Genomic DNA, 23,102 nt, shown 5'->3' with positions numbered 1-23,102 from the left:
GTTTAACAACGTGCGCGCTAAAGACCGGTACTGAGCACCACAACGCTATGAGCCTTGGCAGCGTAACTCTCTGTCACTGCGTCCACCGCGTCCGCCGAGTGTTCAGGCTCGGCGCTGTCCAACTCGATCTTCCATTGAGCTTCGCCCTCCGCAGGAAGCGCAAAGTCGCAGTGGTCGCCAAAGTTGAAAATGATCAGCACACTACCGGTGAGTTCTTCACCGCGTGGATCCTGGGCGCAACCGCGAAGCTGGAGAGCCAACGAACGGAAGGCCGGATCTTTCCAGTGCTCGGCGGTGGGAGCAGATCCACCCGGGCATAACCAACGCACGTCCTTAAACCCGTCGGCGCGCACCTTTCCGTGCAAGAAGCCACGCTGGCGCAGCAACGGGAGTCGCCGGCGTACATCAATGAGCTGACGTACATAGCTGATCAGCTCCCAGTCTGGTTCAGACCAGTCGATCCACCCCAACTCATTGTCCTGAGCGTAGGCGTTGTTATTGCCCGACTGGCTATTGCCCAGTTCATCGCCCGCCAGAAGCATAGGCACACCCTGTGCCAAAAGCAGGGTGGCGAGCATCGCGCGCACACGCAAGCTGCGCGCCGCAACGATCTCCGGGTCGTCGGTCGGTCCTTCTACTCCATGGTTATCGGAGTAGTTCTCACCGTGGCCATCCCGATTCTCCTCTCCATTGGCCTCGTTATGCTTCTGCGCATACGAGACGGTATCACGCAAGGTGAACCCGTCATGGGCGCTGATGAAGTTCACTCCCGCGAGGGTAGTGCGACCGGAGTCATCAAAGAGGTCCGCGGAACCCAATAGTAAGGAACCGAAGTTGGCTTCACCGAGCACTTCGCCACGCCAAGCCCGACGTACCCCATCGCGGAAGCGATCGTTCCACTGAGCGAAGGGGGCAGGGAAGTTGCCCAACTGGTAACCGCCCGGACCAAGATCCCACGGTTCGGCAATGAGCTTCAGCTCGGCGAGCACCGGATCTTGGGCGATGGCCTGCAGGAAGCTGCCTTCCGGGTTAAAGCCTTCGGGGCCTCTCGCTACCGCGGTGGCCAGGTCGAAGCGGAAACCGTCAACGCCGAAAGTTTGTGCCCAGTAGCGCAGGCTGTCCATCACCATGCGCAGCACTATCGGGGTATCAACCGCCAGCGTATTGCCGGTTCCGGCGTCGTTAATGTAGTGGCGCTGATCTTCGGCTAACCGAAAGTAGCCAGCATTATCCAGACCACGAAGATTCAGCGTTGGACCTTGATCTCCGCCTTCGCCGCTGTGGTTGTACACCACGTCAAGAATGACTTCGATGCCAGCTTCATGCAGGGTATAAACCAGTTGGCGAAGCTCAGCGATCGCATTATTTTGGGCATAGCGCGGTTCCGGAGCGAACCACGCCACCGGCTGATAACCCCAATAGTTGCGCAGCTCTTTCTCAACGATGTGTGCATCGTCGAGGAAGGTCTGCACCGGCAGAAGTTCCACGGCATTAACACCCAAGGAAACGAGGTGTTCAATCACCGCTGGATGGCCCATGCCGGCATAGGTTCCACGTAACTGCTCGGGAACGCTTGGATGCGCAGCCGAGATGCCTTTCAGATGAGTCTCGTAAATCACCAGATCAGCCAGGTCGTGGCCTGGGCGGTTGCTGGCAGGCTCCGGTCCCGTGGGCGTCGCGGTAATGATGCCGTGAGGTACCACCGTGGCACTGTCGCGCAGATCCAGCACAGGTTCGAGCTCTTCGTTTTCTGCCGGCTCGGTGCCTTCCATCAGTTCGTGATAGCGCACCGGACGGTCCAACGACCGAGCATAAGGGTCGATGAGCAATTTGTTGACGTTAAAGCGCAAGCCATCGTTCGGCCGGAACTCACCGTCGGCGCGCAGCCCATAGCGCGCGCCCGCCCCTAGACCGCCAAAATGGGCATGCCAAATGCCATCTTGACAGTAGGGGAGAGCAAGGCGCTGCTCGGGCTCCTGATCATTATCGGAGAACAGACAAAAGTAAAGCGCGGTGGCCAAAGGCGCGTAGACGGCAACGTTAATCCCGGCAGAATCCACGGTGACACCTAGCGGCCAGGAGCGGCCGGGGGACGCCGTGCCCGCCGGGGTTCTGGTCATGAGATGAGTTCCGTAAATAGCTGAGCATAGACGGCCGCCGATGTGCCCCAGTCCACCGGGGTGTGCAACCCCTGATCGCGCAGGCGCTCCCAGGCTTGAGTATCGGCATACAAGTCCACTGCTCGGCCTAGGGCAAAGCCCAAGCCTCCGGCATCGATGTCACTGAAGGTGAAACCGGTGGCAGTCCCATTTGCCAGATTCTCTGGCGTGGCATCCACGACGGTGTCACGCAGACCACCGGTCGCGGCCACCAACGGAATAGCGCCGTAGCGCAGCCCGATTAGCTGGGTCAGCCCGCACGGTTCAAAGCGTGAAGGAACCAACACTAAATCTGCTCCGGCATATAACCGGTGGCTCAGCCGTTCGTCATAACCGATGTGCAATCCCACCGAGCCTGGATAGCGGGCCGCTAGCTCGCCCAGGGCATATTCGTAGCCGGGGTCGCCGGAACCCAGTACGATGACTGCACCACCGGATTCGATGAAGGTCGGTAGCTTCTCCAGCAACAGGTCTACACCCTTTTGATGGGTGAGTCTGGTGACCACCACAGCCAACGGACCAGAAGGATTTTCGAGAGAGAACTCGTCGAGCAGCGCTTGACGGTTTTCTGCCTTGGCCGTTGAATCCACCGCGCTGTAGTTGGTAACCATCGGATCCGTGGCAGGGTTCCAGACTTCGGTATCAATGCCATTGAGGATGCCCTTGAGCTCGCCGCGCTCGCCCCGCATGGACACTACACCCTCAAGCCCAAAGCCGAACTCCGCGCGGGTCAGCTCCTGAGCATAACTCGGGCTCACGGTGCTCACCTGTGAGGCATGAACCAGTCCCGCCTTCAGCGTGCTGACCAGCCCGTGGTACTCCAAGGCCTCCGAATGGAAGTCCCAGGTGGGAAGGTGCAGTGCATCGAGTTGATCGGGACCAAAAACGCCTTGGAAGGCAATGTTGTGGATGGTCAGCAGGCTTGGGATCGAGGAGCCGGCATACTTCAGGTAGGAAGGCACCAGCCCGGCCTGCCAATCGTGGGCGTGCACCACATCGGGGCGCCAACGATCACTCGTTCCCTCGATTGCAATCCGCGCAGCCACCCAAGACAGTGCGGCAAAACGTACATGGTTATCGTGATGGTCGTGCCCATCAACCACGTACGGGCCGCCGGGCCGGTCAAAGAGATGCGGCGCATCCAGCAACAGCAGGTCTAGGCCTTCGTAGCGACCGGTCCGGACTGAGGCTGGGCCGCCAAAAAGGTTCTCTTCTCGCCAAATTCGTCGGGTACGCCCTACCTGCTCCAGCACGCCAGGATAAGCGGGCATCAAGATGCGGGTGCGCCATCCCAGCGGTAGTAGGGCAGCGGGCAGGGCGCCAACTACATCGGCCAGACCGCCGGTTTTGACCAGCGGTGCACATTCGGAAGCAACAGACAGCACACGGCGTTGTCGTTGAGCCATCGGTTCTTATTCTCCCTTCAGCTGCTCTGGGCTCAATTTCAAGGCCCCGTCGAGCACTGCAGCACGGCGGTCGAGCATCGGCTGGGTGATCAGCACAACCCCGGAATCTGTGCGACGGAACCATTTTGAATCCTCGACCGGATCCTGGCCAACGACCAGACCCTCAGGAATGTGCACCCGGCTGTCGATCACACATTTGGTCAGATCGGCGTTGCGGCCCACATCGACGTTTGGCAGGGAGACCACTTGATCCAGCTTCGAGAAGGAGTGCGCTCGGTTTCCGGTAAACAACAGCGAACGGTGAACATCGGCCCCGGAAAGGATGCAATTTCCAGAGATGAGCGACTCGATGGCTTGCCCACGTCGCGCTTCATCGTCGTGGATGAATTTTGCAGGCGGGGTCAACTCGGCGTAGGTCCAGATGGGCCAGGTGTTGTCGTAAAGATCCAGCGAAGGGACGACCTTGGTGAGATCCAGATTCGCCTGCCAGAAGGAATCGATAGTACCGACGTCGCGCCAGTACGGCTCGGTTTCCAGTCCGCCCATGACGCAAGAATCGGTGAACTTGTGGGCGTACGCACTGCCGTTGCGCACCACAGAGGGAATCAAATCGTGGCCAAAATCGTGGCTTGAGCTTGGATCTTCGGCGTCGTTGAGCAACAATTCGCGCAGGAATTTCCAGTTGAACACGTAGATGCCCATGGAAGCCAGTGCCATATCTGGATTCTCCGGCATGCCCGGAGGATTAGCCGGCTTTTCGAGGAAGTCCACGATGCGCCCATTGCGATTAACATGCATCACGCCAAAGCCGGTAGCCTCCTCGCGTGGCACCGTTAGGCAGCCGACTGTCACGTCGGCTTTGGTATTCACATGCTGGTGCAGCATGACCTCGTAGTCCATCTTGTATACGTGGTCACCGGCCAAGATGATCACGTACTCGACGTCGTAGTCATCAACAATATCGATATTTTGGGTGACCGCATCCGCGGTGCCCAGGTACCACTTGTTTTCCTGCACGCGCTGGCTGGCTGGCAGGATATCCAGGTACTCGTTGCGTTCGGAACGGAAAAAGCCCCAGCCTCGCTGCATGTGGCGGATCAGCGAGTGTGCCTTGTACTGGGTGGCCACCGCCATTTTACGTACCCCAGAATTTAGGGCGTTGGACAGCGGGAAGTCGATAATCCGCGAGTTGCCACCAAAGTGGACCGCCGGTTTGGCCCGGCGGTCGGTGAGCTCTTCGAGCCGGCTTCCACGGCCACCGGCAAGAACGAAGGCCATCGCCTGGCTGGAAAGGCGCGGTGGTGCACCGGTCAGGTGACGAGTATCAGGTGCTGAATTCATGAGCGTTCCTCCACAAAATAGATTGCCGATAAAGGTGGGAGTGTGAGTAGTGCGGATTGTGCTTCGCCGCCCGCGGGGACGGCTTCGGTTTCGATCGCCCCGCCGTGGCCGCGGTTGGCCCCGTGGTAGCTCTCGGAATCGGTATTGAGGGCCTCAACCCAGCGTCCGGCCACCGGGAATCCGATACGGAAACCGGTGCGATCAACCGGGGTGAGGTTCACGACGACAACTACGTGCGCGTCGCCTGGCTCGCCACGGCGCAGCCATGCGAACACCTGGTGTTCAACGTCGTCGACCAGCAGCCATTGGAACCCTTCGGCACTTGTATCGCGCCGATGCAGGGCGGGTTGCTCGCGGTAGAGCTTATTCAAATCGCGTACTAGGGAGAGCACCCCAGCATGACCGGGATCGTCAAGCGCATCCCACTCGAGTTGCCCCTGGAAGTTCCATTCGCTGCGCTGCCCGAACTCTTGGCCCATGAACAAGAGCTTTTTGCCCGGGTAGCCCCACATGTAGCCGTAGAAGGCCTTGAGATTGCCAAGTTTGTCGGCGTGGTTTCCGGGCATCCGCGAGTACATCGAACCCTTGCCGTGCACCACCTCATCATGGCTGATGGGCAGCAGGAAGTTCTCGCTGAAGGCGTAGGTGATGCCAAAGGTCAGCTGGTTGTGATGATGTTTGCGATAGACCGGATCCTTGCCGAAGTACTCCAGCGAATCGTTCATCCAGCCCAGATTCCACTTGTAACCAAAGCCCAGACCGCCGGCATCCACCGGGCGGGTGACTCCGGGGTAGGAGGTGGAGTCTTCAGCGATCATCGTGATGCCTGGATGTTGTCCATAGCTGGCCACATTGGTCTGCTTCAGGAATTCGAGCGCCTCATAGTTTTCGTTGCCGCCGTCCTTATTGGCAATCCACTCGCCGTCCTTACGCGAGTAGTCGCGGTTGATCATCGATGCGACCGCGTCTACGCGTAACCCGTCGAGGTGGTACTCATCAAGCCAGTACAGCGCGTTGGCCACCAGGAAATTGCGCACTTCTGGGCGGCCGTAGTTATAGATCAGCGTGTTCCAGTCCGGATGGAACCCTTCACGCGGATCGAGGTGTTCGTACAGTGCGGTGCCATCAAATCGGCCCAGTCCGTGCTGGTCGGTGGGGAAGTGCCCGGGTACCCAGTCGGCAATGACCCCGAGCCCGCGGGCGTGGGCGGCATCAACAAATGCCGCGAACTCCTGCGGCGTGCCGTAACGGACGGTGGGGGCGAATAACCCGACCGGCTGGTAGCCCCAGGACCCGTCAAAGGGATGTTCGCTTACCGGCAGCACCTCGATGTGGGTGAAGCCCAGGTCCGCCACATAGTCCACAAGTTGTGTTGCCAGCTGCAAGTAGCTTAGTGACTTATTGGTGTTGCCATCGCGACGCCACGAACCTAAATGCACCTCATAGATGCTGATCGGGGCATCAACCGCGTTGATCGACTCGCGCCGGGCGACCCATTGTTCATCGTTCCAATCATGGGCGTCTAGAGTGCGAACCACTGAACCGGTGGCGGGCGGATGCTCGGAGCCGAAGCCGACCGGATCGGCCTTTAAAGGCAGCACTTGCCCGTCCTGGCCAAGTAGCTCGTACTTGTACACCGTGCCCTCATTAAGCCCGGGTAGGAAGAGTTCCCAGACGCCGGTGGCCCCACGCAAACGCATCGGGTGGACGGTGCCGTTCCAGGAGTTGAAGTCGCCGACCACGGAGACTCGGGCAGCGTTGGGTGCCCAGAGGGCAAAGTGCACACCGGGCACTTGCTCGTGGGTGATCAGGTGCGCGCCGAGCGTCTTCCACAGGCCATGGTGCTCACCTTGCCCAATTAGATGTTCATCAAATTGGCCTAACACCGGGCCAAAGCGGTAAGCGTCCTCGCGTTCCTCCACGTAGCCCGAGGGCCAATGGATGCGCAAACGGTAGTACGGCAAGGCTGGCCCGGTGAACAGCGCCGGATCGCTAGGGTGTGCCTTCAGCTGCACTTCGTCGGTGGCGTTAAACAACCACAGTTGCTCAGCCCCGGGAATGCGCACCCGAACCTGCTTGCCATCTTCGGTGGGACCGAGCATCGCAAACGGGTCCGGGTGCCGCCCCTGCGCCAACAGGTGAACCTGTTGCACGTCGAGCACCGAAAGACTCTTGCCTTCGTTAGTCACTGGGACTCCTAGTCGATTCAATTGCTCTCATCCAAACACACTGAGAGCACGCTCAATTCAAGATGACGCAGGTCACGACAGTATTACTCATCGTGTCGTGGAGGCGCGGCCTAAAGTGCGGATTCCACGTCCCAAATTTGCGTCATATATTCGCGAATTGAGCGGTCAGAGCTGAAATACCCCATACGGGCGATGTTCAGGATCGCCATGCGCTGCCAGCGTTCAGGATCGGCGTAGCAGGTGGCCACCTCACCCTGCGCCCGGTCGTAGTCCTCAAAGTCTGAGGCCACCAAGAACCAGTCACTGTTCCACATCGAGTCGAGCAGCCCGTCATAACGATGGTGATCCTCGGGGCTGAAGGTGCCCTCGGCAATAGCTTGAAGCACATCGCGCAGGGTTTGGCTGGCTTCCAGAGCGGTGCGTGAGTGATCGGGTTGAGCCCGGCGTTCGGCGACCTGTTCGGTAGTGAGCCCAAAGAGGAAGAAGTTTTCTTCTCCCACGTGCTCACGGATCTCAACGTTCGCCCCGTCCAGGGTACCGATGGTCAGCGCACCGTTAAGCGCAAACTTCATGTTGCCGGTGCCAGAGGCTTCCATGCCGGCCGTGGAAATCTGTTCGGATAGATCCGCGGCCGGGATCAGTTTCTCAGCCATCGAGACGCCGTAGTTTGCTGGGTACACCACGCGTAACAGGTGCGAGGTCTCAGGGTCGTTGTTAATAACGTCGGCAACGTCGTTGATCAGCTGAATGATCAATTTGGCCATGTGGTAGCTCGGGGCTGCCTTGCCGCCGAAGATCTTGACACGCGGGACCCAATTGGCCTGCGGGTCGCGCTTGATCCGCTGCCAGTGCGCAATGGTCCACAAGATGTTCAGCAGCTGACGCTTGTACTCGTGCAGTCGCTTCACCTGGGCGTCGTACAAGGCGTCGGCAGGCAATTCGATGCCGTGTTCCTTGGCGAGCCAGCCGGTGAAATGTTCCTTGGCTTGAAGCTTGCTACGGCCGAAGGCGGCGCGGAAGGCTGGATCCTCGACGTAAGGCTCCAGATCACGAAGTCGTTCCAGGTCGGTTTCCCAACCGGCGCCAATAGTATCGGTAATCAACGCAGCCAATGATGGGTTGGCTAGCTTAAGCCAGCGACGCGGAGTGATGCCGTTGGTGATGTTCACGATGCGCCCGGGGTGCAGGGCGTTGTGTACCGGGAACAGGTCCTTGCTGACCAGTTCGGTATGCAGCGCCGAAACGCCGTTCACCTTGTGGCTGGTGGCGAAGGCCAGGTCGCCCATGCTGACCTGGTCGTGGCTGATCAGGCGCACTGGGTCCGGGGATGATCCCTGCAGTTCAACAAACTGGGTGTCCAACGTTTCGATGATCTGCAAGTGGCGTGGAAGCACCTTGCGCATCAAGCCCACACTCCAGCGCTCCAGGGCCTCGGGCAGCAACGTGTGGTTGGTGTAGCCCAAAACTTCGGTGGCAGTCTTCACTGCCGAATCGAAGTTCACGCCGTGCTCGTCCACCAGCAGGCGGATCAGTTCCGGGCCGGCAATCGCTGGGTGGGTGTCGTTCATCTGGATGGCAACAAACTCCGGGAGCTTGAGCAAATCCTGATGCGTGGCGAGGTGGCGGCGCAGGATGTCCTGCACGGAGGCGGAGGTCAGGAAGTATTCCTGGGAGAGCCGTAGCTCCTTGCCGCCTTCGGTGGTGTCGTTCGGGTAGAGCACTCGGCTCAAGCTTCGCGCCAATGCCTCGGGCTCGGATGCAGCAGCAAAGTCGCCGGCGTTAAAGCGGTTCAGGTCAAAGAGGTCGGCGCTTGGCATGGCCGCCCAGAGGCGCAGGGTATTGGCCCACTGTCCGCCGTAACCAACCACTGGTGTGTCGTGGGCGGAGGCGAGCACCTTGGAGTTTGGTGACCAGATTGAGGCGCCGTCGTGTTCGGAGAGTTCGCCGCCAAAGCCCACTGGGTAGGCGGCTTCAGGGCGTGTGAAGTCCCACGGGTTGTCGGTAGCCAGCCAGTTTTCTGGGGTTTCGATTTGCCGCCCGTTTTCAAAGTGCTGGCGGAACAGTCCATGTTCGTAGCGCAGGCCGTAGCCGTACGCCGGACAGCCCATGGTGGCCATGGATTCCAGATAGCAGGCAGCCAAACGACCCAACCCACCATTGCCCAATGCCGCATCAGGTTCGCCCGCGGCCACTTCATCAAAGCTCAAACCGAATTCCGCAAGTGTCTGAACCATGACATCGCGTAGTCCCAGGTTGATTGCTTGGTCTTCAAGCAGTCGGCCGATCAGAAATTCCATCGACAGGTAGTAGACCCGTTTGCGGTCTTCGTCCCAGGTGCGGCGGGTCGCACCAAACCAAGGATCCACCGCGTAGTCACGGACCGTGTGGGACAGGGCCATCCGCCAGTCGAAGAGTGAAGCTTGTTGCGGACTCTTACCGACTGTGTACTGCAGGTGACGTAACAGTTGTTGGCGGAACTGTGCGGGTGTCGTCACCGGATTTGCGGCATTGGTATCGCGGAGATCTCGGGCATCAATTGGTTGCGACATGTACTGCTCCCGTTGGCTTAAGTGGAACGTGAGTTTCGAATTGTGGCGCCTGAAATGTGACATTACTATAGGGCGCGCAATCTGTCTGCGGTGGTTACTTCAATGAGTCAAAAAACGTGTCGGACGTCATATTCTTCATCGTCGTTCCGGACGAAATACACGCCAGCATTTTCGGACTGTCACTAGGGGAAAGGAAGTTCGCTGAGAACGTTCAGCCAAATAGTTCGCTGAAGACAATCGCGGTACAAGAGGTGCGCCTCGTGCGCTGGCCTACCTCGCCAGAGATAAACCGCGCAGCTTTGCGTATCCGGTCATCCAAGTCCAAAAAGTCCGCCTACCGGTTCGTGGTCGGTAATCTTCTTCCTTCTCCTGCATTGCTGGCTGCTTGGCTCAGCCACGGCGGCGAAATCCGTCCAAGCAACTCGCGCAATTTAGAAAGTTGCATCTATCGTTGCCGCAATTTCGCCAGATTGTGGTGGTTTGTTGACTCTGAAAGGGCATCGAAGGCTCTCTAGGGAGGTATCAAGCGGCAGTCCTAGCGGCGATTGCTCTTTCGCTAGGTTGAAAAATGTCCTTGTCGGAAACTAATAGATGCGATAACATCTGGTGTGTAATATTCGACACTCGCAATGTCGATGGAGATTTTTTGAAGAAAATAACAGTGCGCTTGACGGCAATTATCGCGACGTATGCGGTTTTGTTCTCGTTAGTAGCGGTACCAGTGCAAGCGGTCGAATCTGTTAAGAGTGTTGGGTTACCTGCTGCGACGACGCCTTGTTCGTTCACTCCTGAAACTACTGCGGTTGACTTAGCGGAAAGTTCGACCGCTGCCGTTGATTCGGGGCCAGTTGTCGCGAACCCAGCATGCGCTGCGGTTGCAGGTTGGCAGAGAACATGTTCCGCGACGGGAAAAGTATATTCCAGAAATATCTGGGTGAACTTCAAATCAGGCACGAATCCGTGCAAAGGAGCGTATCTGGTACTACGCCGTAACGACGGAAAAATGAACAGAGTAGTAGATACACGTACCTATAAGAGTCTCAACGAATGGTGTGGCAAGAGACCTTTCGACTGTGCAGTCGCGACTGGAGGATTCTTTTTCATTGCCGGATTACTGATTGGTCCGTGGAATTCGTGACTAGGCCTCATTCTCTAATCGTGTTGGCTCTTCTTCTGATACTGTCGCTTGCTTTGGTAAACCTTCCCGAATCCATAGGTGCGTTTTCGCGAAATTGGTTGGCTGGTCTCTCGGGTTTTGTCCTTTGGCTAATCATGTTTGGCTCGCTGCGGAGGAAGAACAAGTAGTACCGAGCGGATTCTAGGGGTCTACGTATCACCAGTATTCATGGTCACGTCAGCCTGCCGTGCTTACAGGTGTGGCCTTCGTACCGAAACTGAGTGCTGAAAGCTAGCTAAAACCTAAGGTCAAAAGCCGCCAATGGGCGCCTTCCATGATGAGTTGAAGGCGCCCATTGAGTTTTGGGAGCTATGAAAATTGGGCGACGGCGCCAATAACGCCTCGGCCGCAGCTGGGTTCTTACGGGAGCAACGGTTAGGCAAGTTGCCCAAAGGCTTCGTTATCGGCAACTGAACCGAGTACCAAGAGCTGATCACCAGTGTGTAATACCGTATCGCCCTCGGTATTTTCCATTCACCGTCTGCGTTTGTCGTTGCAGCGATGGTGACGCGGTACTTGTTGCGCACGCCGGCATCGCTGAGCTTAGTACCCTGCAGAATTGAAGGTGCGTCCATTTTGACCATTGCGTAGCCGGGATCGATTTCAAGGAAATCGATCAGCGATCCGCGTACAAGGTGCGCAACAAGCTTGCCCATGTCCTTCTCTGGGTACACGATGTGGTGGATACCTAATTGTTCAAGGACTAGACCATGTCGGTCATCTTGCGCTTTAGCCCAGATCTGCGGGATTCCCATGCTGGCCAGCAGGGAACAACACAAAATTAATGATTGCCAGTGGCTGCCGACGGCAACAACAACTCGATCAAATTCATGAATCGATAATTGTTCCAGGGTCTCTCGGTTGGAATCATCTGCACGTACTACCTGAGTCAGTTCGCCGTTTAGGGCCTGAACGGTATGCTCCGGTTGATCAATGCCTAACACATGCGTGCCCGACTTCATCAGTTCTAGGGCCAAGGATTCGCCGAAACGACCCAATCCAATAACTGCTACAGAATCGGCATTAGCCAGTTGATTGTTCGTGTTGTGGACGTTCAATAGCTTAGCCGATGGCTGGTCTTTCTTTAGGTAGTTCGTAAAGAGCTTTACGATCGCGCATGGCTAGGGCTGAGACTAGTGAGAGTACGCCCACTCGGCCCAGATGCATGAGCACAACCAGCACCATCTTTGTGGGGGACGATAGTTCCGGGGTGATACCGGTTGATAGTCCCACGGTTCCAAATGCAGAAGTTGCTTCGAGGAGGCACCGATGAAGTGAGTATTCTGTGAGCAAGTTCAGGGCCATCGTTCCTGCGAAGACTGTCGCTACACCCAAAAGGGCCACGGTGATTGCTTGGCGGTGTACCGCGCGGGACAGACGCTTACCCATGGCATTCACGGCTGTTTCGCCACGAAGCTCGGTGATGATGATGAACAGTAGGATTGCCGCAGTAGTGATTTTGTTAGCATCAGCCGTACCGGCCGGTCTGCCACCAACAAACAACACATCCATGCCATGCCATGTAGCGGAATGCATGGCACCAATATCTATTGAATTGAAGCCTGCGGTACGTGTTTGAACGGACTGAAAGAAGCCGGCCAAAATCCGTGATTCTGGATTGAGTTGGCCAAGAGTTTCTGGGTTGTTCCACTCCATGACGGTGATGAATACCGTACCAACGACCAATAACAGCACCGTCATCAACACGACTAAACTGGTATTCATGGCCCACTTCAGCGCGTTTCTCCAGTGGTGCTTGAGCTGTACTAAAACTGGGAAGCCGAGGCCACCGAGGATTATGGCCACACTGATGGGAAGGCAGAGCTAGGGGTCAGCGACAAAATCCATCAAGTTATTGGTGTGCAGGGCGAAACCGGCTTTATTAAACGCAGAAACGGCATGGAAAACGCCCTGCGAGTAGCACAGCAACCGCCAGTTCAATTGTCAGGGACAACTTGATAATCATGATTGCTGCGGTGCGCACATCTGACCAGCTGACCGCGCTACTTTCTCGCTGTGTTGAGAGCCGGGTGAGATAACCTATTCGACCCATCACCAACATGCTGAGCACCGAGTCGACCAGCATTAATCCAAGTCCGCCAACCTGAATCAATATCAGGATCACGATCTTGCCGAATAAGGTGTAGGCAGTAGCCGTATCCACGACTGTTAAACCTGCAACGCACACCGCGGAGGTTGCGGTGAAATTCCCATCCATCAGTGATGTGAACTGCCCCGATGTAGTGGCCCATGGTTTTGAGAGGAGGAGTCAGCCGAAGAGCATCGCGGAGGCGAACATTATGGCCACAAGGCGTTCGGGTCTAGCCGAGGCGCTGCGACCCAGCGGGTCGATGCGCCAAGCAAGGGTAGAGTGCATATCCATCGCAATGGAAGAAGCGAGGTCGCGCATCGACGCTCGACCAGAAGCACGGATGAAATACTTAGCCTCGGCTGACCCAAGCCAAAGTGATCTGAGGCACTGTGAACTGTTGGTTTGAGGACGCCAACACGGTGCCATTGAAACTCCCATTTGCGTCGATTTTTACACTTGCAACTCGATGGTCGCTTGCGTCGCTTAGGAGCCCATCAACTCATGTACGCGCTGCGCGGTGCCCCATGACATGGTCACGCCACCGCCACCATGTCCGTAGGCAGCAATCACCGAAACCCCTTGAACATCCAGGCGTTCGAGCCGGATTGTTTCACGGGCAGGTCGTAAGCCAACCTTGTGCTCCAATACCTCGCAGTCTGCGAGGGCAGAGACTAACGTGGTCGCTCGTTTGAGAATATCGATGGATGTCTGTGGATCTACTTCAGGATTAGAATCATGGTCTACATCGATACCGCCGACGATAATGTCATCGCGGCGTGGAATAACGTAGATAACACCGTCTGGATGGTCATCGTCGCTGATCCACTCGGTGAGTCCAACGGTATTGGCTAGTCGCACTACTTGGCCGCGAATGGGGTAAACGCTGTCGTCATCACCCAATAACTCGCCGCCACGTAAACCTGCTGCTAGAACGACCACATCAGCTTCATCGGTGAATTCAGAGAGCGACTTAACTGTTCGCTCGATGAACCGTACCGAAAGATTTGTGCATTGGCCACGCAGCCAAGAAAGATATGTCGGCATGGTGATCACCGGAACTGTACCTGCCATGGCAGCCAAAGCGCCTTCGGGCAATATTTCCGGCTCAGCTGGAGCCGAGTCGGCTACAAAATTTGTCCAGGAACGGTCAGCATCGGCCCGGCGTTCAATGTCCATACCAAAACGTAGATCAACGCCGGTCTCTGGAATCAGCGACAAGGCTTGGAAGCGGGACAATGTGCGCGAGAGTAGCAGGTCGGCTGCCGGAGAGTTCTCTGAGTGGTAAGGGAACCAAATGGCCGCCGATACCGAAGAGACAGTCTGCAAGGTGTCTTGATCGCTGACCACAGTCACTTGGTAGCCATGGGAGGCCAGTTCGTGAGCGGTGGACAGCCCAATGACGCCGGCGCCAATGACGGTGACTTTTTGTGAGGATAACAGTTGCGGCATGTATTTCCTTCAAGGAGTTTGATGGTTAGCGAAAGGCCGGCCCCACGAACCAAGAGGTTCAAGGGGCCGACCTTGCGGTGCTATTTAGAGCAGGGTTGAGGCGGCGCGATCCACAATCCAGCGGGTTGCTTCTGTGCCATGCACAGCGCTGGCCGGAACTGCCACTTCATTGATTTCATGGGAGGCTGCAGCCAAGGCCGGAGCCTTGTCCGCACCGGCAACAATCAACCACACTTCACGGGCGGTGTTGATGGTCCCCATGGTCAGGCTCACTCGATGTGGTGGCGGCTTGGGGGAGTTGTGCACCGCAATGGCACCCAACTCCTCAGAACGCGTGTGATTCGGGAACAAGGAAGCGACATGAGAGTCGGGACCCATACCCAGCATCAATACGTCAAAGACCGGGGAGGCTGCGCCTTCACTGGCTTCGGCGGCGAGCAACGCCGTGTAGGCCACGGCTGCTTCTTCAGCAGTCTCAAACTCATCAGTTGATCCCATAGCGTGCACCGTGGCACGATCCAAGCCCAGCTGATCTAGAGCTGCGAAGAGTTCCTCCGCCTGCAAAACGTTGCGATCCGGTGAATCAGCGGCAACAAAACGCTCATCTCCCCACCAGAAGTGCACCTGAGACCAGTTGACCGAAGCCTTTGCTGGGTTCTGTGCCACTGCAGCCAACGCGGCGATGCCCAAGGTACCACCGGTGACAACAATGTGAGCGACCCCGCGGGCCGTCACCGCATCGGTGATCGAAGTGATCAACCGTGCGGCGATGGCTTGCGCCGTAGCAGAAACATCATCATGGATGGTGATTTGCCTAGCGATCACTGGGAACAACGCTCCTGAGCTCAGTCATCTTCAAACCCTTGGTGATGACGTCACCGAAGACCTCATCGGCGTCCAGGCGGCGCATTTCTTCAGCCAAGCAGTCAGCGACTGAGCGACGTGGAAGGGAGATGCGCTGTGGGGCAGATCCAGGCTGGTACAGGTGAGCCACTGCGCCGGAGGGACGGGAGAGTTCCACATCTCCTGCCTCGCGGGACAAACGTACGCTGGAGAGTCCACCGGTCGTATTATCCGCAGCAATGGTGACCGGAACATCCAAGGTCATGGTCAACCAGGCGGCCAGCAAAGCGGTGGACGGAGAGTTCTCCGAGCCCTTAACCGTGATGCTGGTCAGATCTTCGGTGCCAACCAGATCAATGATGCTGGCCAGCTGTCCGCGCCAGTAGGTCAAACGGGTCCAAGCCAGGTCGGTATCGCCAGCATGGTAGCTGTCGGTACGACTGTAGAGCGAAGCCACCGGATCGGCTTCTTCCGCAGAGTCGGTAATTCGACGGTGCGCAAGCTTGCCCAGGGCCGTAGCGTATGGATCCTTTGGCACACCATGTGGCCACCAAGCCACGATCGGTGCATCTGGCAACAACAGGGCCGAGATCAGTGCTTCGTCAGCCACAACATCTGGACCGAAGGTGCGCATGACGATGACCTCGGATGCGCCGGCGTCGCCGCCAACACGGATCTGCACGTCAAGACGGTTCTTGGCACTGGTATTGCCGCGCACCACCACGATGATGCGGCAAGGGTGCTCGCGACTTGCCAGGTTGGCTGCCTCGATTGCGTTCTCGGCGAAACCTTCACGGGTGATGACCACAAGGGTCAGCACACGAGAAAGCGCAACAACGCCGTGGGTTCGACGTGAGGAAATCAGCTTCTTGGCCACCTTCGAGGTGGTGGTGTCGGGAAGATCAATCATCATGGGCGGCGCCATGTCCTTCCATCTTTGGCCATCAGCTCATCGCTGCTGGCTGGTCCCCAAGAACCCGGTGCGTATGGATCAGGCTGGGTTGGCTGCGAAGCCCAGTATTCCTCAAACGGATCCAGGATCCGCCAGGACTGCTCGACCTCTTCGTGACGTGGGAACAGCGGTGGCTCACCCAAGAGCACATCCAATATCAGTCGCTCGTAAGCTTCTGGGGATGACTCGGTGAACGCGTTGCCGTAGCCGAAGTCCATGGTGACATCGCGAATCTCCATCTGGGTGCCAGGCACCTTGGAGGCCAAACGGATGGTTGCACCTTCATCAGGCTGCACACGGATCACAAAGGCGTTCTGACCGAACTCGTCGGTATCGTGATCACCAAAGAGCAGGTTAGGAGCCTTCTTGAACACGACCGCGATCTCGGTGACGCGACGGCCCAAGCGCTTGCCTGCACGCAGGTAGAACGGTACTCCGTCCCAGCGGCGGGTCTTGATGTTCAAGCGAACCGCAGCGTAGGTTTCGGTTTTGGACTTCGGGTTGAAGCCTTCCTCATCGAGGAACCCAACAACTTCTTCAGCACCCTGCCAACCGGAGGTGTACTGACCGCGTGCGCTGGCTGCTCCCAGATCCTCAGGCAGTTCAACTGCGGTGAGCACCTTCTCCTTCTCGCTGCGCAGGTGATCGGCGTTGAAGGAGATTGGCTCCTCCATGGCGGTCAGCGCGAGCAGCTGAAGCAGGTGGTTCTGGATGACGTCGCGGGCAGCGCCCACTCCGTCGTAGTAGCTGGCACGTCCACCAATGCCGATGTCCTCGGCCATGGTGATCTGCACGTGATCCACGTACTTGTTGTTCCACAGTGGCTCGAACATCTGGTTACCAAAGCGCAGAGCCAACAGGTTCTGTACGGTCTCTTTGCCCAGGTAGTGGTCGATGCGGAAGACTTGATCTGCTGGGAAAACGGACTCCACGATTTCGTTCAGTTCGCGGGCGCTTTGCAGGTTGTGGCCAAACGGCTTCTCGATGACTACTCGTTCCCAGCCTGGGTTCGAGTCGTTGGCCAGGTGGTGCTCGGAGAGCTTCTGGCAAACAATTTCGAACCAGCTTGGTGGGATCGAGAGGTAGAAGGCGTGGTTGCGTCCGGTGGAACGCGTCTCAGCGAGCTCGTCCAAGGTTGCGGCGAGCTTCTGGTACGCGTCATCGTCGTCAAAGGCACCGGAAATAAAGCGCATTCCGGAGGCCAACTGGGCGAAGACCGTCTCATTAAACGGGGTTCGTGAGCTGGCCAGGATCCATTCGCGAGCCTGAGCGGTGAATTCTTCAGCGCTCCAGTCGCGACGGCCGAAGCCGACGATGGCAAAGTTTGGGGGCAAAAGTCCGCGGTTGGCCAGGTCATAGACCGCTGGCATCAGCTTTTTGCGGGCAAGGTCGCCGGTGATTCCGAAGAACACCAGCGCGCCCGGACCGGCGATGCGGTTAAGCCGCCGGTCGCGAGCGTCGCGTAGTGGGTTGTTCATTAGTGCCTTACTTCGCAGCCTCTAGTAGGGCGGCGATGCCGGCTGCGCGATCCGTGAGGTTTACGCGCAGCACAGGGCGGTTGTGTTCGGCATCCGAGAGTACTGCACCGTCGCCAATGGCCTGGGCAGTGATCAAAGAACCGAAGGAGTATGGACGATCTGGGATCTCCAGGTCATCATTGTGGTCCGCGGTGATCTGCAGGAAGACACCCTGTGCCGGGCCACCCTTGTGGTACTGGCCGGTGGAGTGCAAGAAGCGTGGACCCCAGCCGAAGGTGACCGGGCGACCGGTCTTTTGTGCGAACACATCGCGCAGTTCTTCCAACGCAACATCCGAAGTGCGGTTCAGGTACGCCTGGATGGCGAAGTAACCGTCTTCTGGCAGCTGTGCGGTGAGCTGATCCAGTGCCTCAGCCAGGGTGCTGGCGGTGCTGCCGTACAGCTGTACGGAACCATCGGTAGCATCTGGAGCACTCTGTGCTGGAGCATCAAGCATGGAGCGTGCTGCGACCTTCGCGGCCTCAACGTCTGGCTGATCAAATGGGTTGATACCCAACAGGTAGCCGGCGATTGCGGTGGCGTACTCGAAGATCATGAAGGCGGTGCCCAGTGGTGCACTGAAGTGCACAGCGGTAGCGTCTTCGTCTAGTTCTTCAGCAAGTTCGTCGTAGACAAACAGTGGCAGTACGTCGGCTGCGACGTTTTTCAGCTCTGGAGCGTCAACGTGCGCGGCCACTGGCAAAATGCCTTTGCCCAGCTTGCCGGTGGATTCAGCGATGAGCTGTTCAGCCCAGTCACCAAAGCCTGGCAGTGCGTCGCCAACACAGGAGATCAGCAGCTTGTCGCGACCTGCGGTAGCCATGGCGGCACCTAGGTGCAACGCAATGTTGTCCTCGTCGTCGGCGGCCAGGATGTCGTTGATCAGCCCTGCTTCTTCAACCAGTGCCTCGATGTCCGCGCCGGCCAGACCAGAAGGTACCAGTCCGAATGCGGTCAGTGCCGAGTAACGTCCACCCACGTTGGGGTCGGCGTTGAATACTGCACGCACACCTTCAGCCTTGTCCATTGGCGAACCCGGATCGGTGACAAGCACCAGACGGGTAGCTGGATCAATACCGGCGGCGGCGAACGCTGCGGTGAAGGCACGACGCTGCGAGTCGGTTTCAACGGTGGAGCCGGATTTGGAAGAAACGACCACAACGGTGCGCTCCAAGTCGGTTCCAACGATGTCCCTGACCATCGATGGATCGGTGGTATCGCAGATGACCAGTTCGATCTCATCGTTGGCCGCGATGACCTCGGGGGCCAGCGAGGATCCACCCATGCCACAAAGCACGATGCGGGTCAGGTTTTCCTTGACTAGTTCTTCGCGCAGGGCCAAGATTTCTGGAATCAGCTTTGCCGCAGCATCAAAAGGGTTCACCCAACCGAGACGGATGGAAGACTCAGCTTCAGCATCTGGACCCCATACGGTGGAATCCTTAGCGGTGATGCGGCTGGCGATCTTTTCTTCGATCAGCTTCGGAAGTAGCTGATCAACGGAGGCAAGAGCAGCTCCGGTGGTTACTAGTCCGAGTTCCATTTACTTAGCTCCCTTGAGAGCCACCGACATATCTTCGAGCAGTTCGTTCCAAGCAACATCGAACTTCTCAACGCCTTCAACCTCAAGCAGGTTGACAACCTCGTTGTAATCGATGCCCACAGCTGCCAGCTTGTCCAACACGTGGTTGGCTGCATCGTAGCTACCGGTGATGGTGTCGCCACGAACCTCAGCCTCAGCTGCGGTAGCGTCCAAGGTCTTTTCTGGCATGGTGTTCACGGTGTTGGCAGCGACCAACTCGGTGACGTACAGGGTCGATGGGTAGGCAGGATCCTTCACACCGGTCGAAGCCCACAGCGGACGCTGAACGTTGGCGCCAGCGGCAGCCAGCACCTCGAAGCGTGCCGAAGCAAAGGTCTCTTCGAAGACCTGGTAGGCAAGGCGAGCGTTAGCAACGCCGGCCTGGCCGCGCAGAGCGGTAGCAGCATCGGTGCCAATAGCGGCAAGACGATTGTCGATTTCGCTGTCAACGCGGGAGACGAAGAAGGAAGCGACCGAGTGGATCTTGGACAGGTCCAAGCCCTTGGCGTGCGCCTTCTCCAGACCGATCAGGTACGCGTTGATCACTTCGCGGTAGCGCTCAAGCGAGAAGATCAAAGTGACGTTCACGGAGATGCCTTCGGCAATGGTCTCGGTGATTGCTTCCAAGCCCTCAAGGGTTGCTGGGATCTTGATCAGTACGTTTTCGCGGTTTACGCGCTCGTACAGTGCCTTGGCCTGAGCGATGGTTGGTGCGGTTTCGTGAGCCAAGCGAGGGTCAACCTCGATGGACACACGACCGTCGAAGCCCTTGGAGGACTCGTAAACACCCTTGAACAGATCGCAGGCTGCAGCAACGTCGTCGCTGGTGATCTCGGTGATGGCGTCCTCTACGGACTTTTCACGCTGTTCGGCGATAGCTTCGCCGTACACTTCAGCCTTGGACAGTGAAGCGGCGAAGATTGCTGGGTTGGTGGTTACGCCAACAACGTTCTTCTCTTCGATCAGCTTGGCCAACGAGCCGCTGGTCAGTCGTTCACGGGAAAGGTCATCAAGCCAGATGGAAACGCCGGCGTCGGAGAGGGCCTGGGTATTTGGGTTGCTCATAATGTACTTCGAATCCTTACTTTGCGGCGTTCTGAACGGAGGTTTCGGCTGCGGCAACTACGGCCGCGGTGGTGATACCGAACTCTGAGTACAGCTTCTTGTAATCGGCGGAGGCGCCGAAGTGGTCCAGGGAGATGATCTCGCCGTTAGCGCCGACCAGCTCGCGCCAGCCCTGTGCTACACCGGCTTCAACCGATACGCGGGCGGTGATTGCTGCCGGGAGCACCTCTTCGCGGTAAGCCGCATCCTGCTTGGCGAACCATTCGAAGGAAGGCAGCGAAACTACGCGAGCTGCGATGTTCTTGGCGGCCAGCTCTTCACGAGCCTCGACTGCCAGTTCCACCTCGGAACCGGTAGCCAGCAAGATGACATCTGGGGTGACCTCTGCGCCGTCACGAACGGCTTCAGCCAGGATGTAGCCACCCTTCAAGGTGCCCTCTGCGCCGCGGAAGCCGGTGGCTGCACGGTCGTAGATTGGCAGGTTCTGACGGGAGAGCACGATGCCCGAAGGGGTATCGGTCAGCTCCAACATGCCACGCCATGCGTAAGCAACTTCGTTGGCGTCCGCTGGGCGAACGACGTCGAAGTTAGGGATCACGCGTAGCGAAGCAAGCTGCTCCACTGGCTGGTGGGTTGGGCCGTCTTCGCCCAGACCGATGGAGTCGTGGGTCCATACGAAGATCGAAGGCACACCCATCAGGGCAGCCAAGCGGATCGCTGGGCGCTGGTAATCCGAGAAGATCAGGAAGGTGCCAGAGAACGCGCGGGTTGGGCTCGAAAGCACAATACCGTTCACGATCGAGGCAGCTGCGTGCTCGCGGATACCGAAGTGCAGTACACGACCGTATGGGCTTGCATCCCACGAAGCGGTGGAGCGACGCTCGGGAGCGAAGGACTTCGCGGTATCGATGGTGGTGTTGTTGGAACCGGCGAGGTCAGCGGAGCCGCCCCACAGTTCTGGCAACTCATCAGCGATCGCGTTGATGACCTTGCCCGAAGCCGAACGGGTGGCCATGGTGGAACCTGGCTCGAAGACTGGAAGCTTTTCGGTCCAGCCTTCTGGAAGCTTGCCAGCCTGCAGGCGCTCAAGCAGAGCAGCCTCTTCTGGGTTAGCGCTCTTCCACGAGTTGAAGGTTTCGTTCCAGGACTCGTGCAGGTCGGCGCCACGGGTGACAACTTCGCGTGCGTGATCCAGTACTTCCTGGTCGATGTGGAAGTTCTTTGCTGGGTCGAAGCCCAGAACTTCCTTCAGGCCTGCAACTTCGTCGGTTCCCAGCTTGGAACCGTGGATGCCGCCGGTGTTCTGCTTGGTTGGTGCTGGCCAGCCGATCACTGTGCGCAGGGCAATGATCGATGGACGGGAAGTCTCAGCCTTGGCAGCGCGGATGGCCTCATCCAGTGCCTTGAGGTCTTCGACGTATTTGCCGGTGACGGTCCAGTCAACGCGCTGGGTGTGCCAGCCGTAAGCGTCGTAGCGACCCAGTACGTCTTCGGTGAAGGCGATGTCGGTGTCGTTCTCGATGGAAATCTTGTTGTCATCGTAAATTACGACGAGGTTGCCAAGTTCCTGATGACCAGCCAGCGATGAAGCCTCGGAGGTAACACCCTCCTGCAGGTCACCATCGGAAGCGATGACGTACACGGTGTGGTCAAACGGGCTGGTTCCAGCTTCAGCAGCTGGGTCCAGCAGGCCACGCATGCGGCGCTGCGAGTAGGCGAAACCAACGGCGGAGGCCAGTCCCTGACCCAATGGGCCGGTGGTGATCTCGACGCCGGCGGTGTGGCCAACTTCTGGGTGACCCGGGGTCTTTGCGCCCCAGGTGCGCAGTGCTTCGATGTCTTCCATCTCTAGGCCATAGCCGGAGAGGAAAAGCTGCAGGTACAAGGTCAAAGAAGTGTGACCAGGGGAGAGCACGAAGCGGTCGCGGCCGATCCAGTTAGGATCCTTAGGGTCGTGGCGCAAGTGCTTCTGGAAAATCAGGTAGGCGGCCGGTGCCAAGCTCATTGCGGTACCGGGATGGCCATTGCCAACTTTTTCAACAGCGTCGGCTGCCAGGACACGGGTGGTGTCGATGGCCTTACGATCCAACTCAGTTAGTGAAAACTCTTCTACTAAGGCTTCAGTCGCCACAGCGGCGTTCCTTCCATTCAGGCTCGGACGGGAGCTATCTCCCGCTGACACGCAATACGCCGTCGCCTCCCACAAGTTCCTGACATTTCTTAGCTCAGGAAGATCTAGGTTGCGACGGCGCAATCTCGCTCAACTCTATCGCGAAAATAAAGCTTCGCGTGTTGGTTATAGCAAGATGACGCGCAACTTTATTTCCGCAACGTAACGCTTGATTCACCACAGATAAAAACAAATGCCCGGATCCCTTTGGATTGGAGCGATGTTTCGTTTGTCACAGGGGCACGAAGCGAGGTCGGGCAGAGCTGAACGAAACATTCGGCCGGGTATCACCGCAAATGAATTGAACAAGGGTAGGTGCTTGTGCATTGGCCTAATACAGGACTTATTACCTGTTGAATGGATCATGAGTAGACTCAATGAAGTCAAAGACCCTGAAAGTTTCAAAAAACTAACATTTTGCGGCGGTCCCAGTCGGTGATCGAACCGAGCTCCAGGAGGCCTTGTCCAGATATTGAGACTTCGTGACGCTGTTCGCTAAGAGGTGAGGTGACCAAGCGAGCCATTGAGCAAGCGCGGTAAGCCGGATCAAACTTTTGTGGAGCAGGTTGACCGAGATCACCAAGATTTGCCGTGGAAGAGCCTGCTAAGGA

At 57.7% G+C, this 23,102-nt stretch carries 16 protein-coding genes; all 16 read right to left on the bottom strand.

The features are described from left to right. Positions 1-17 precede the first annotated feature (17 nt). The gene (gene glgX, locus EYR88_RS03980; protein ID WP_131088421.1) at positions 18-2,120 is read right to left on the bottom strand and encodes a glycogen debranching protein GlgX; all 2,103 of its coding nucleotides are present in this window, start codon (positions 2,118-2,120) and stop codon (positions 18-20) included. Further along, positions 2,117-3,565: a glycogen synthase GlgA gene (gene glgA, locus EYR88_RS03975; RefSeq protein ID WP_131088420.1), complete on the bottom strand. Its 1,449-nt coding sequence runs from the start codon at positions 3,563-3,565 to the stop codon at positions 2,117-2,119. Before glgA ends, glgX begins: the two co-directional genes overlap by 4 nt. A 6-nt stretch (positions 3,566-3,571) precedes the next feature. Further along, positions 3,572-4,906, bottom strand: coding sequence for a glucose-1-phosphate adenylyltransferase (gene glgC / locus EYR88_RS03970; RefSeq protein ID WP_131088419.1), 1,335 nt, complete (start codon positions 4,904-4,906; stop codon positions 3,572-3,574). Then, on the bottom strand, positions 4,903-7,095 hold the full coding sequence (gene glgB, locus EYR88_RS03965) for a 1,4-alpha-glucan branching protein GlgB (RefSeq protein WP_242632445.1): 2,193 nt from the start codon (positions 7,093-7,095) through the stop codon (positions 4,903-4,905). Before glgB ends, glgC begins: the two co-directional genes overlap by 4 nt. 110 nt (positions 7,096-7,205) lie before the next feature. Next, entirely contained in the window at positions 7,206-9,644 is a 2,439-nt protein-coding gene (locus EYR88_RS03960; RefSeq protein WP_131088418.1) for a glycogen/starch/alpha-glucan phosphorylase, read from the bottom strand. A 522-nt stretch (positions 9,645-10,166) separates the two neighbouring features. Further along, entirely contained in the window at positions 10,167-10,598 is a 432-nt protein-coding gene (locus tag EYR88_RS03955) for a hypothetical protein (protein WP_131088417.1), read from the bottom strand. Positions 10,599-11,069: 471 nt separating this feature from the next. Next, the gene (locus tag EYR88_RS03950; protein WP_242632444.1) at positions 11,070-11,879 is read right to left on the bottom strand and encodes a TrkA family potassium uptake protein; all 810 of its coding nucleotides are present in this window, start codon (positions 11,877-11,879) and stop codon (positions 11,070-11,072) included. Positions 11,880-11,883: 4 nt separating this feature from the next. Next, positions 11,884-12,627, bottom strand: a complete 744-nt coding sequence (locus tag EYR88_RS03945) for a potassium transporter TrkG (RefSeq protein WP_315973672.1) — start codon at positions 12,625-12,627, stop codon at positions 11,884-11,886. A gap of 76 nt (positions 12,628-12,703) precedes the next feature. After that, positions 12,704-12,985, bottom strand: a complete 282-nt coding sequence (locus EYR88_RS16345) for a hypothetical protein (protein WP_262197560.1) — start codon at positions 12,983-12,985, stop codon at positions 12,704-12,706. Between the two features lie 411 nt (positions 12,986-13,396). Continuing rightward, the gene (locus tag EYR88_RS03940) at positions 13,397-14,362 is read right to left on the bottom strand and encodes an FAD-dependent oxidoreductase (RefSeq protein WP_131088416.1); all 966 of its coding nucleotides are present in this window, start codon (positions 14,360-14,362) and stop codon (positions 13,397-13,399) included. 84 nt (positions 14,363-14,446) lie between these two features. Then, positions 14,447-15,187, bottom strand: a complete 741-nt coding sequence (pgl, locus tag EYR88_RS03935) for a 6-phosphogluconolactonase (protein ID WP_131088415.1) — start codon at positions 15,185-15,187, stop codon at positions 14,447-14,449. Next, complete coding sequence (locus tag EYR88_RS03930; RefSeq protein ID WP_131089777.1) at positions 15,177-16,118, bottom strand: glucose-6-phosphate dehydrogenase assembly protein OpcA; 942 nt, start codon at positions 16,116-16,118, stop codon at positions 15,177-15,179. Before EYR88_RS03930 ends, pgl begins: the two co-directional genes overlap by 11 nt. After that, positions 16,115-17,635 (bottom strand): glucose-6-phosphate dehydrogenase, encoded by a 1,521-nt coding sequence (gene zwf, locus EYR88_RS03925; RefSeq protein ID WP_131088414.1) that lies wholly within the window; start codon positions 17,633-17,635, stop codon positions 16,115-16,117. Before zwf ends, EYR88_RS03930 begins: the two co-directional genes overlap by 4 nt. Positions 17,636-17,642: 7 nt before the next feature. After that, entirely contained in the window at positions 17,643-19,217 is a 1,575-nt protein-coding gene (locus tag EYR88_RS03920; RefSeq protein ID WP_131088413.1) for a glucose-6-phosphate isomerase, read from the bottom strand. Then, a complete protein-coding gene (tal, locus tag EYR88_RS03915) occupies positions 19,218-20,321 on the bottom strand; it encodes a transaldolase (RefSeq protein ID WP_131088412.1) in 1,104 nt (367 codons plus the stop codon). A 16-nt stretch (positions 20,322-20,337) separates the two neighbouring features. Then, the gene (gene tkt, locus EYR88_RS03910) at positions 20,338-22,452 is read right to left on the bottom strand and encodes a transketolase (protein ID WP_131088411.1); all 2,115 of its coding nucleotides are present in this window, start codon (positions 22,450-22,452) and stop codon (positions 20,338-20,340) included. Between the last annotated feature and the right edge of the window lie 650 nt (positions 22,453-23,102).

This window comes from Arthrobacter sp. S41, assembly GCF_004320535.1.
In the GTDB taxonomy this organism is placed as follows: Bacteria; Actinomycetota; Actinomycetes; order Actinomycetales; family Micrococcaceae; genus Glutamicibacter.
This window is presented reverse-complemented; position numbering and strand designations above follow the sequence as displayed.

Excerpts from the sequence above, each read along its gene's own strand:
- EYR88_RS03920 (WP_131088413.1), bottom strand. The coding sequence starts at position 19,217 with ATGGAACTCGGACTAGTAACCACCGGAGCTGCTCTTGCCTCCGTTGAT.
- glgX (WP_131088421.1), bottom strand. The coding sequence starts at position 2,120 with ATGACCAGAACCCCGGCGGGCACGGCGTCCCCCGGCCGCTCCTGGCCG.
- zwf (WP_131088414.1), bottom strand. The coding sequence starts at position 17,635 with ATGAACAACCCACTACGCGACGCTCGCGACCGGCGGCTTAACCGCATC.
- EYR88_RS03960 (WP_131088418.1), bottom strand. The coding sequence starts at position 9,644 with ATGTCGCAACCAATTGATGCCCGAGATCTCCGCGATACCAATGCCGCA.
- EYR88_RS03940 (WP_131088416.1), bottom strand. The coding sequence starts at position 14,362 with ATGCCGCAACTGTTATCCTCACAAAAAGTCACCGTCATTGGCGCCGGC.
- tal (WP_131088412.1), bottom strand. The coding sequence starts at position 20,321 with ATGAGCAACCCAAATACCCAGGCCCTCTCCGACGCCGGCGTTTCCATC.
- glgA (WP_131088420.1), bottom strand. The coding sequence starts at position 3,565 with ATGGCTCAACGACAACGCCGTGTGCTGTCTGTTGCTTCCGAATGTGCA.
- glgC (WP_131088419.1), bottom strand. The coding sequence starts at position 4,906 with ATGAATTCAGCACCTGATACTCGTCACCTGACCGGTGCACCACCGCGC.
- EYR88_RS03930 (WP_131089777.1), bottom strand. The coding sequence starts at position 16,118 with ATGATGATTGATCTTCCCGACACCACCACCTCGAAGGTGGCCAAGAAG.